Genomic DNA, 9,201 nt, shown 5'->3' with positions numbered 1-9,201 from the left:
CTGGCGGCCAGTCTGCGCCGGAGCGACGTGCTGCGGCAACTGCGCGGCAGTGCCTTCGACTGATCGATGCTGAAGCGTGATGGGAAGGCAGGGAGTGACAGGGAGAGTTCCATCGCGTGCGGGAACTCCCTAGCGGCTGCTTCCCTGGCTGCTTCCCTTCGCCAAATCTCGAACGGTCTGTACGGGCGTGGTGAAAGGGGACGCCCCTCCCGGTAAGCGGTTAACGATGGCGGTTCGCCCCAAGTGAGGCTGGCGATGACACCTCCGCCTCGTGAACCAAGGGCAGGGCCGGGCTTCCGGCGGACATCCACGGCAAGGTGTTCGACGTGCTCGACGCGGGGCAACGCGCGCTGGAACTGGCGCACCGCGGCGGCGTACCGCTTGTCTATGGCAGCGACCTCCTGGGCTCCATGCACCGGCACCAGTTGCGCGAGTTCGCCATCCGCGGCGAGGTTCAGCCGGCCGCCGACGTGATCCGCAGCGCTACCGTGGACGCCGCACGACTGTTCGGCATGGAAGGAGAGATCGGCGTCGTGACCCCGGGTGCGCGCGCCGACCTGATCGTGGTCGACGGCAATCCGCTGGACGACCTCGGCGTCCTTCAGCGCCCGGAGAGCGCGCTGATGCTGGTGATGAAGGACGGCAAGCTCTTCAAGAAACTGTTCTGACCGTCGAGCGTCAGGAGCCGCCGCGGCACCAAGACCGCTTCGGCATTCGGCAAGTAAAGCTTGATGCGCTGCACGACTTCCGCGAACGCCAGGTCGCCGGCTGGACCATAATCCCCAATGATGTGCGCAAGCATGCAGGCTGCCCTTCGCATCCGGTTTGCGCTTCCATGAAGTGAACAGCGCACCTGCCCGCTGAAGCACGATCCGGTGGATGCGTGCGAAACAGCCGGTCGCCGGCGCCCTCGGCGCGCTCCACATGACTGGGGGGAGAGCTGCCATGCTGGTGCCGACCGGAGTTGCTGCCGCCATTCTCTTCTGGGTTGGCGCCCTTGCCGCCCAGCCGGCCGTCGACCTGGAACTCGTGCTCGCCGTTGACGGGTCGGGAAGCATCGACCGCGCGATGTTCGACCTCGAACTCGCCGGGCATGCCGCCGCCTTCCGCGATCCAACCGTGATCGAGACGATCCGTGCCGGCCAGCGCGGCCGGATCGCGGTCACGCTGGCGCTGTGGTCGGATCCCACGACGCTGGACGTGCTCGTTCCCTGGACGGTGATCGCCGACACCGGCAGCGGCGAAGCGTTCGCCAAGGCGATCGACGCCGTGCCACGGCGAGACAGCTCCGGCAGTACTGCCATCGGCGCGGCGCTGTTGCGCGCCACGGCACTCTTCCCGGCGGCCTATCCGGCGCCGCGCCGGGTCATCGATGTGGTCGGCAACGGTTACAACAATGTCGGGCTGCTTCCGGAGATCGCGCGTGACCGCGTCGTCGACCAGGGCATCACGATCAATGGTCTGGTCATCCTCGACGACGTTCCCTGGCTCGGCACGTACTTCGCGGAGCACGTGATCGGCGGCTCCGGCGCCTTTGTCCAAAGCGTCGACGATTGGTCGGGGTTCGTTCAAGCCATTGCCGACAAGCTCAAGCGCGAAATCGCCGACACGGCCGGGGGTGGGACCGGTGCGATCCACGGGCCTCCCGGTTAGGGCAGGCGTTCCAATTCCTTCTCGCGCCGGATCGGTTCGCCTTGACGTGGATCCTCCGCGGGATTGCGTGTCGCCGCCGTGCTCGGACCCGGCTTTGCCGCGCTCCGGTTCTCCGGCTCCGCCGTGTGCGGCTGCCGACGCGACAAGACGGTCCAACGATCGCTGCTGTGGCACATGCTTTCCTCCACTGGCTGGACCAGGAACAACAGCCGCACGGGGAAATCGACGTGCGCCGCGTGGGTCGGCTATCCGGACACCTACGGAAGTATGATCGGGTCGAACCAGCACCGACGCAGCGAAAAGGGACGCCGGCTCCGTAGCTGCTGCTGATCCGCTTTGCGCCACCGCGGTCCCTCGGTGTGGCGCGGAACCGCCAGCGTGCCACTTCGTCTCCTACTCCGAAGTGGGCAAGCCGTCTGCGCAGGAACCCGGTCGCCACCTCGTGCATCAAATCCACCAGACAGGGAGCGATGCATGGACCAGGCAAACGCGATCGGGCGGCAGGCAACGCACAGCGACCTCGAACTGGCCGGACTGATCCGGCGCGGCGATACCAACGCCTTCCGCATCCTGATGCAGCGGCACAACCAGCGGCTCTTCCGCATGGCACGCAGCGTGCTGCGCGATCCGGCCGAGGCGGAGGATGCGGTGCAGGACGCCTATCTCGTGGCTTTCACACGCATTGACCAGTTCCGCGCGGACGCCAGCTTGGCGACGTGGTTGGGCCGTATCGTTCTTAACGAGGCGCTGCGGCGGCTGCGGCAGAGGAGGCCCATGACCGAGTTCGATGAGGGCGGCGCCGACGGCCGGACGGTGGGCGCCGAGGTGATCCCCTTCCCAGGGGCTCAGCAACCCGTCGCGACACCTGAAGAGGACGCCGCCCGCGCCGAGACGCGGCGCTTGCTGGAGCGTGCCATCGACGCTCTGCCGGACCAGTTCCGCATCGTCTTCGTGCTTCGCGAGATCGAGCAGATGAGCGTCGAGGAGACGGCGCGCAGCCTCGGCATCCCGCCCGACACCGTCAAGACGCGCCTGCACCGGGCTCGCCGATCGCTCGGCCACAGCCTGCGGCGGCAGCTCGCGCCCGATCTGGCCGGCATGTTCCCGTTCGCCGGCGAGCGTTGCGCCCGCATCGTCGCGCGCGTGCTTGAGCGCCTGGGCCTGCCAGCGCCGCCGCCCGGCGGCGCGTGACACACCGGTCCGACCCGAACCGACGCCGGACCCTCATCGAAGGAGGACACACACATGCTGATCCGCACCATCCTGGTCGCTGGAGCCTTCGCCATGGCCGCCAATCCCGGGCAGGCGCAGAACCTGGACATGGCCCCGCCCGGCGGCACCTACAAGAAGGTCAGCGAACTGGTGAAGCTGCCCGACTTCCTGCCGGGCATGGGCACGCTCTACGCCGACCCGAAGACGCTGCCGGCCGGCCCCTTCCTGGCTTACGACCGCGACGGGCGGCTGGTCAGCACCATCTACATGGTTCCGGTCGAGGACATCCAGGGGCGGAAGAAGCTGGACAACCTGAAGGCCGCCGGCGCCAAGGTCGACCACGTCGACATGCACTTCAACGCCGGCCATCCGGGCGTGGAGAAGCCGCACTACCATGTCGTCCTCTGGCACGTCGCCGAGGCCGACGAGGCGCGCGTGGCGAAGTAGCATGATGGCGCGACGCACCGTGCTCCGGGCCGGCGGCTGGGCCGCCGGCCTGGCGCTGCTCGGCCTGTCGGCACCGGCACAGGCCAAAGGGGTCGTGGAGATCCGCATGCGCGGCAACGCCGACGGATCGAAGGTGTGGTTCGACCCGGTCGGCGTGCTGGTCGAACCCGGCCAGACAATCCGCTGGACCAACGTCGATCCCGGCAATTCGCACACCAGCACCGCCTACCACCCGGCGAACGACGGCCGTCCGCTGCGCATCCCCAAGGGGGTGCCGTCGTGGCACTCCGACTACCTGCTGCCGGACCAGACCTTCGAACTGCGCCTCACCGTGGCGGGCGTCTACGACTACTTCTGTCTCCCGCACGAGGAAGCCGGCATGGTCGGGCGCATCGTCGTCGGCCATCCGCAAGGCGGCCCGTCCGTGGCCACGCTTCCGGAACCGGCGCGGCGGCTGCTCCCATCGATGGAGGAGATCCTCCGCCGCAAAGTCGTGCGCATCGACCGGTAATGCAGCACCTCAACCGGCGTTCTTCAGGAGGCCCGTTCCGGAGCCCGTGAGAGGGCCGCTTGGGGTCGGACATGGATGTTGCAGAAGGGAACGCCCACCTACCCCGGGGTTGATCGAGGGCATCTGGTGCCGTTCCGCACCCTCGGCGAAGTGTTCGGAGAACAGCTCGGAAGCGTCGTTGATGACACCGTTGCCGTTGCGGTTCAGCACCAGGAAGCCGTCGCCGCCGCTTACCCAGCCGGTGCGCTCGGCGGTGCCGTCGGCGTCGACCAGGCTGGCGGAGATCGGCGCGGGGAAGCTCGGATCGTCCAGCTTGACCGAGTGATAGTCGCGGCCGGTCTCCCTGGCGGTGTTGCGCCAGCCGGCGCCGATCTCGATCCCATTCTCACGGCGCGCAGGTCGGGGGCCTTGTCGCTGTCCTTCGCGGCCGGGACGAAGCGGGCCTCTTTGAGCGGGCGAGAGATCGTGAGGATCTGGCGGCGAGGGTCCGCGGACTCCTTATGAACGAACACAGGACCGTCAGCCGCGCCGCGCCGCCTCGATCGCGGCGACGTCGATCTTCGTCATGCCCATCATCGCTTCGAACGCGCGCTTGGCCTCATCGCCGCCGGCCGCCAGCGCCTCGGTCAGCACGCGCGGCGTGATCTGCCAGGAGACGCCCCACCTGTCCTTGCACCAGCCGCAGGCACTCTCTTGGCCGCCATGGCCGACGATGGCGTTCCAGTAGCGGTCGGTCTCGTCCTGATCGTCGGTGGCGATCTGGAACGAGAAGGCTTCGTTGTGCGTGAACGCGGACCCGCCGTTAAGGCCGAGGCACGGGATGCCGGCGACGGTGAATTCGACCGTCAGCACGTCGCCCGCCTTGCCGGACGGATAGTCGCTTGGGGCTCGGTGGACGGCCCCCACCGCGCTGTCGGGAAAGGTCTCGGCATAGAAACGGGCGGCCGCCTCGGCGTCCTTGTCGTACCACAGGCAAATCCTGTTCTTGGTCATCCCCTGCCCTTTCGCTTTGACGCCGAACGCCGGCCTTCAGACCCCATTCGCCGTCCTCTGACGTAGGCCGCCGACGCGCCTCGTCCAACCCGCAGGCGGATGGTGACGGATTGCCGCCGGACGTCGCAGGCCCTCCCCTCTGCGGTCGGGCCCCTCTGCGGTCGGGATCAGCAAGCCGCCGCCCAGAACCTTCGCAAGCTCGCCAAGCTCATCCCGATGCCGGAGCCCAGGCCGGCCTGAGGGAGCCCCTGCCCGTTCGGCCCTCGCAAGCGGCACACCGGATCTCAATGAACACCCGACTTTTTCAACGATATCCGCACGAAACGGACTCACCGTGTTCGCCGGCCCCAAAGGACGCACGCAATGGCGGCGGTCTGCACCAGACCGGCGGCCAGGAACAGGTGGGTTTCCATCGCCGTCCCCGCGCCGAAACCGGCGCGCGGGATGCCAAAGGCTGCGGGGGCAAGAGCGTAAGTCGCCTGTCCGATGGCGACCATCAACGCAACGACCCGCGCCACATCCTCGGCCACGAACTCCACCTGCGCGATCAATGGTGGCAGCGACGTGGCGTTGCCGATCCCAAGGCCGAACAGAAGGATGCCCAACACCAGGGCCACCCCTCCACCGCCTGCAGCCGTCGCGAAGGCAATCGACCCGAGCACCTGCACGCCATAGCTCGCACAAGCAACCAAGCGGCGGTCGGCAGAGAGCGGCATCATCCAGCCGACGGCCGTCCGGCCCGCGATCGCGGCCAGTGTGGCGCCGCCCATGGCCAGCCCGGCTTGTGTCTGGCCCATCGCGGGCACCAGCAGCGAAAACAGATGGGCCAGGAGACCGACCTGCGCGAACAGCCCGAGCGCCATCCCGGACGCAAGCGTGACGAAGCGGCGATCCCGCCAGAGGCTGCCGCCCGCAAGCGGTCGCGCGTCGCGCGGCTCGCCGGACGACTTGGAGCCGCCATCTGCGCTCATGCCTTGGAACAGGTGTGGGTCGGGCATGCCGGCCCATATCGCCGACATCGTTCAGGCAACCGACCTGCCGGTGAACGCCAGGAACTCCAACGTGTCGTTACCGGCCAGGAGCATGAGTGACACGAGGCGCGGCCCGTCGTCGGACCTCGCGGTGCGCAGAAGGAGGGGAGCGTCCATGAACCCTCTGTCCGGACCCGAACGTCCGCTTGCGGCGGCGCGCTGTTCGTGCCGGACCATTGACAGCCGGTCAGGCAGGAATGTTACTCAGCCGTTTATCATAGTTTTCGCGTGCGTGGAGCCGGGGCGTTGAAAAGCATGGCCGACAAGGCGTCGATGACCAGAAGCGTCCGGCGCGCGGTGGAGCACCATCGGGCCGGGCGGCGCGACGAGGCGGCCAAGGTATACCGCCACGTGCTGACCCAGGAGCCGGCCCACGCCGACGCCCTCAACCTGCTGGGCGCCGTAGCCCATCAGGCGAAGGATCACAACGGCGCCACGGCGTTGATGCGCCGCGCCCTGCGCGTCCGGCCGCACCCGGAGTACGCCAGCAACTTCGGCCTCGCCCTGTCGGCGCTCGGGCGGCACGCCGACGCGCTGGCGCCGCTGCGGGCCGCCATCGCCGAGCGGCCGGACTACGTCGAGGCCTATTCGAACCTCGGCAACGCGCTCGAAGCGCTGGGGCGGTTCGATGCGGCGCTGGCCGACTATCGGCGTGCCGTCCGGCTCGATCCGCACAACGCCGACGTCGCCCAAAACCTGGGCGTGGCGCAGCAGGGGCGCATGAACTTCGCCGCCGCCGCCGCCGCCTTCCGCCATGCGCTGGTCCTGCGTCCGGACGCGGCCGAAACGCTGGCGCAACTGGCGCACCAGTCCCAGCACATGTGCGACTGGGCCGGCCTCGAGGCCATGTCCCGGCGGGTCCGCCATCTGGTCGGTGCGGGCGCACCGCGCGTGCCGCCGTTCGTCATGCTGACGCTGGGGTCGAGCGCCGCGGAGCAGCTGGCCTGCGCGAGCAGCGCCGCCGCCCAGGTCGCCCGCGCCACGGCGCTGCCGCCGCGCCCGGCCGCGGCGCGCGCCGACGGGCGCATCCGCCTGGGCTACCTGTCGGCCGACTTCCACCAGCACGCCACCGCTTTCCTCATCGCCGAGCTGTTCGAGCGCCACGACCGCCGCCGCTTCCACGTCACCGGCTACTCCTACGGCCCCGACGACGCCAGTCCCATGCGCCGCCGCCTGACCGGCGCCTTCGACCGCTTCGTCGACCTCGCCGCCCTGCCGCACGCAGCCGCTGCCCGCCGCATCCGCGACGACGGCATCGACATCCTCATCGACCTCAAGGGCTACACCCAGCACGCCCGCCCGGCCATCCTCGCCCACCGCCCGGCCCCCATCCAGGTCAACTACCTGGGCTACCCCGGCACCCTGGGCGCCGACTTCGCCGACTACATCCTGGTCGACCGCCACATCGTGCCGCCCGACCAGCAGCCCTTCTACGCCGAGCGTCTGGTCCACCTGCCGCATTGCTACCAAGTCAACGACACCCGCCGCCCGATCGCCGCCACCATCGCCGGGCAGCCGCCCACCCGCACCGCCTGCGGCCTGCCCGGCGCCGGCTTCGTGTTCTGCTGCTTCAACAACAGCTACAAGATCACCCCGGCCGTGTTCGCCGCGTGGATGCGCCTGCTCGCGGCCGTGCCGGGCAGCGTGCTGTGGCTGCTGGAGGCCAACGCCGCCGTCACCGGCAACCTGCGCGCCGCTGCCGCCGCGCACGGCGTCGACCCGCAGCGCCTGGTGTTCGCGCCCTGGGCGCCGCTGCCCGAGCATCTGGCGCGCTATGCCCTGGCCGACCTGTTCCTCGACACGCTGCCGGTGAACGCGCACACCACGGCCAGCGACGCGCTGTGGGCCGGGCTGCCGGTGCTGACCTGCATGGGGGAGACCTTCGTGGCGCGGGTGGCGGGCAGCCTGCTGCACGCGGTGGGGCTGCCCGAGCTGGTGACCGGCTCGCTGGCGGCGTACGAGGCGCAGGCGCTGCGGCTGGCGCAGAGGCCCGACGAGCTGGCGGCGCTGCGCGCCCGGCTGGCGGCGAACCGGGCGACGGCGCCGCTGTTCGACACCGCCGGCTTCACCCGCCACCTGGAGGCGGCCTACCAGACCATGTGGCGCATCCACGCCGCCGGTGAGCCCCCCCGCCCCTTCGCCGTCCAGCCCGCCGAAACCCGACCCGTCCCGGACGTGCAGCAGGCGATGCAGGCCCACCAGCAGGGCCGGCGCGACGAGGCGGCGCGCCTCTACCGGCGGATCCTGGCCGAAGACCCGGCCAACGGCGACGCGCTGCACCTGTACGGCGTCGTCGCCTACCAGGACGGCGATTTCACCACGGCGGCGCGCCGCATCACGGACGCCCTGCGCGTGCGCGAACGGACCGAGTACCTCACCAACCTCGGGCTTGCGCTCACCGCGCTCGGCCGGCCGGAGGATGCGGTGGCGGCGTTCGGGCGCGCCATCGCGCTCTACCCCGACAACGCCGAGGCCAACAACAACCTGGGCATCGCGCTGAAGAAGCGCGACGAGCCCCTGCCGGCGGCGGCGGCCTACCGGCGCGCCCTGGCCCTGCGCCCCGACTATCCGGAGGCGTGGTTCAACCTGGGCCTCACGACCAAGCAGCTGGGGCTGGCCGAACAGGCCATCGCGGCCTACGACCGGGCCATCGCGCTGCACGCCGGCTACGCCGAGGCGCACAACAACCGGGCGGTGGCGCTCAAGGATCTCGGACGGCCCGATGAGGCGGGCGCCGCCTATGCGCGTTCCATCGCGCTGCTGCCGACCTACGCGCAGGCGCACAGCAACCACGGCATCCTGCTGAAGGATCTCGGGCGCGTCGCCGCCGCCGCCGCTGCGCACCGGCGCGCCATCGCGCTCTGCCCCGATCTGGCCGACGGCTACAACAACCTGGGCAACACGCTGATCGGCGAACCCGACCTTACGGACACCATCGCCGCCTACCGGCGCACGTTGCGCCTCGACCCGATGTTCGCTGAGGCGTACTTCAACCTGGGTGTGGCGATGCACACGCTGCGGCGGCCGGCGGCGGCGGCCGCCTGTTTCAAAGGTGCGCTCGCCTGCCGGCCCGACTACGTCGACGCGCTGGGCCAGCTCGTTCACCAGTCGCAGTACAGCGCCGACTGGACGCACTATGTCGCGCAGGAGCGTCGGCTGCGCGCCATGCTCGCCACCGGCAAGGGGCAGGTGGCGCCCTTCGTCATGCTGACGCTGGACTCGAGCGCCGCGGAGCAGCTGGCCTGCGCGAGCAGCGCCGCCGCCCAGGTCGCCCGCGCCACGGCGCTGCCGCCGCGCCCGGCCGCGGCGCGCGCCGACGGGCGCATCCGCCTGGGCTACCTGTCGGCCGACTTC

General features: G+C 70.0%; 9 protein-coding genes. 6 read left to right on the top strand and 3 right to left on the bottom strand.

Features of this window, described 5'->3' with window-relative positions; genetic code table 11:
• Positions 1-317: 317 nt before the first annotated feature.
• The 5 genes from VED21_RS17450 (at position 318) to VED21_RS17430 (ending at position 3,823) form a co-directional block, all read left to right on the top strand.
• Positions 318-668 carry an amidohydrolase family protein gene (locus VED21_RS17450; RefSeq protein WP_324884280.1) on the top strand — a complete coding sequence of 117 codons (351 nt, stop codon included), beginning with the start codon at positions 318-320 and terminating at the stop codon, positions 666-668.
• 277 nt (positions 669-945) lie between these two features.
• Positions 946-1,653, top strand: coding sequence for a DUF1194 domain-containing protein (locus VED21_RS17445; protein ID WP_324884278.1), 708 nt, complete (start codon positions 946-948; stop codon positions 1,651-1,653).
• 474 nt (positions 1,654-2,127) lie between these two features.
• A complete protein-coding gene (locus tag VED21_RS17440) occupies positions 2,128-2,844 on the top strand; it encodes an RNA polymerase sigma factor (RefSeq protein ID WP_324884276.1) in 717 nt (238 codons plus the stop codon).
• A 54-nt stretch (positions 2,845-2,898) separates the two neighbouring features.
• On the top strand, positions 2,899-3,312 hold the full coding sequence (locus VED21_RS17435) for a DUF5602 domain-containing protein (protein ID WP_324884274.1): 414 nt from the start codon (positions 2,899-2,901) through the stop codon (positions 3,310-3,312).
• Between the two features lies 1 nt (position 3,313).
• Entirely contained in the window at positions 3,314-3,823 is a 510-nt protein-coding gene (locus VED21_RS17430) for a plastocyanin/azurin family copper-binding protein (protein WP_324884272.1), read from the top strand.
• A 9-nt stretch (positions 3,824-3,832) separates the two neighbouring features.
• Here VED21_RS17430 and VED21_RS38995 read toward each other — a convergent pair whose 3' ends face one another.
• The 3 genes from VED21_RS38995 to VED21_RS17415 all read right to left on the bottom strand — a co-directional run bounded on the left by VED21_RS38995 (position 3,833) and on the right by VED21_RS17415 (position 5,814).
• Positions 3,833-4,195, bottom strand: a complete 363-nt coding sequence (locus VED21_RS38995) for a DUF736 family protein (protein WP_414638234.1) — start codon at positions 4,193-4,195, stop codon at positions 3,833-3,835.
• A 147-nt stretch (positions 4,196-4,342) separates the two neighbouring features.
• The gene (locus VED21_RS17420) at positions 4,343-4,816 is read right to left on the bottom strand and encodes a VOC family protein (protein ID WP_324884271.1); all 474 of its coding nucleotides are present in this window, start codon (positions 4,814-4,816) and stop codon (positions 4,343-4,345) included.
• 329 nt (positions 4,817-5,145) lie between these two features.
• Positions 5,146-5,814 (bottom strand): hypothetical protein, encoded by a 669-nt coding sequence (locus VED21_RS17415; protein WP_324884269.1) that lies wholly within the window; start codon positions 5,812-5,814, stop codon positions 5,146-5,148.
• A 306-nt stretch (positions 5,815-6,120) separates the two neighbouring features.
• Here VED21_RS17415 and VED21_RS17410 point away from each other — a divergent pair.
• Positions 6,121-9,201: tetratricopeptide repeat protein (locus VED21_RS17410; RefSeq protein WP_324884267.1), on the top strand; the 3,081-nt coding region annotated here is incomplete at its 3' end.

Origin of the sequence: Azospirillum sp. (assembly GCF_035627195.1) — a bacterium.
Classification (GTDB): Bacteria; Pseudomonadota; Alphaproteobacteria; order Azospirillales; family Azospirillaceae; genus Azospirillum.
The sequence above is the reverse complement of the archived record's forward strand: the minus strand, read 5'-3'. Positions and strand labels throughout refer to the sequence as shown.

Excerpts from the sequence above, each read along its gene's own strand:
- VED21_RS17445 (WP_324884278.1), top strand. The coding sequence starts at position 946 with ATGCTGGTGCCGACCGGAGTTGCTGCCGCCATTCTCTTCTGGGTTGGC.
- VED21_RS17440 (WP_324884276.1), top strand. The coding sequence starts at position 2,128 with ATGGACCAGGCAAACGCGATCGGGCGGCAGGCAACGCACAGCGACCTC.
- VED21_RS17435 (WP_324884274.1), top strand. The coding sequence starts at position 2,899 with ATGCTGATCCGCACCATCCTGGTCGCTGGAGCCTTCGCCATGGCCGCC.
- VED21_RS17430 (WP_324884272.1), top strand. The coding sequence starts at position 3,314 with ATGATGGCGCGACGCACCGTGCTCCGGGCCGGCGGCTGGGCCGCCGGC.
- VED21_RS17420 (WP_324884271.1), bottom strand. The coding sequence starts at position 4,816 with ATGACCAAGAACAGGATTTGCCTGTGGTACGACAAGGACGCCGAGGCG.
- VED21_RS17415 (WP_324884269.1), bottom strand. The coding sequence starts at position 5,814 with ATGCCCGACCCACACCTGTTCCAAGGCATGAGCGCAGATGGCGGCTCC.